This window comes from Vibrio sp. HI00D65 (assembly GCF_001635455.1).
Classification (GTDB): Bacteria; Pseudomonadota; Gammaproteobacteria; order Enterobacterales; family Vibrionaceae; genus Vibrio.
Map to the genome: position 1 here is coordinate 1 of NZ_LWEH01000323.1, position 935 is coordinate 935.

Sequence of the window (935 nt, forward strand, 5' to 3'; positions counted from 1 at the left end):
AGCTAATGTGTAAGTCACCGCCTGGTAGGCTAACCTTCACATTCTCAGCCAGTAAGCCTTGAGTAATACCAACCGCAACAGCACCACAGGCACCGCTACCACAAGCCTGAGTTTCACCTGCACCACGTTCATAAACACGTAAACGCACTTCTTCACGGTTAACCACCTGCATAAAGCCAGCATTAACACGCTCAGGGAAACGCTCATGTGATTCAAGCAGAGGACCTAAGGTATCCACATCAGCCGTATCGACATCATCAACCACGGTCACCACATGTGGGTTACCCATACTGACCGCGCCACAGAATAAAGTATGTGCATCGGTTCTTAGGATGTAGGTCTTTTCAGGTTGCTTCGCTTTAAATGGGATCTTGCTTGGTTCGAACTCAGGAATACCCATGTTCACGGTGATCAGGTCATTCTCTTCAATCTTGAGAACCATTTTGCCTTTCTTAGTACTTACGTTGATGCTGTACTTATTCGTTAAGCCTTTCATGCGAACGAATCGTGCAAAACAACGAGCACCATTACCACACTGTTCCACTTCACTGCCATCCGCATTAAATATGCGGTAATGGAAATCAGTTTCTGGATCATAGGGAGCCTCAACCACAAGTAGCTGATCAAAGCCCACACCAGTGTGACGATCCGCCAAACGACGGATCAAATCTGGAGAAAAGAAAATATTTTGAGTAATGCAGTCCACGACCATGAAATCATTGCCCAAACCATGCATTTTAGAAAAGTGGAAGTGCATAACGCTTTAAATTACTCCGGAAGAATGTTTTCAAGTTCCCACAAGCTCGTAAGCTCTTCGCGCTGACGAACTAGATGAGTTTTGTTGCCATCAACCATCACTTCAGCCGCACGCGAACGAGTGTTGTAGTTAGAGGACATTACGAAGCCATAAGCGCCGGCAGAACGAACCGCAAGCA

The 935-nt window shown here is 46.3% G+C and carries 1 protein-coding gene and 1 pseudogene; both read right to left on the minus strand.

The features are described 5' to 3' along the window. The coding region (dapF, locus tag A3712_RS19590) for a diaminopimelate epimerase (RefSeq protein ID WP_063524724.1) at positions 1-757 on the minus strand (757 nt) is incomplete at its 3' end. An 11-nt stretch (positions 758-768) separates the two neighbouring features. After that, positions 769-935, minus strand: a pseudogene (locus A3712_RS26975) (diaminopimelate decarboxylase); the annotation flags it as partial.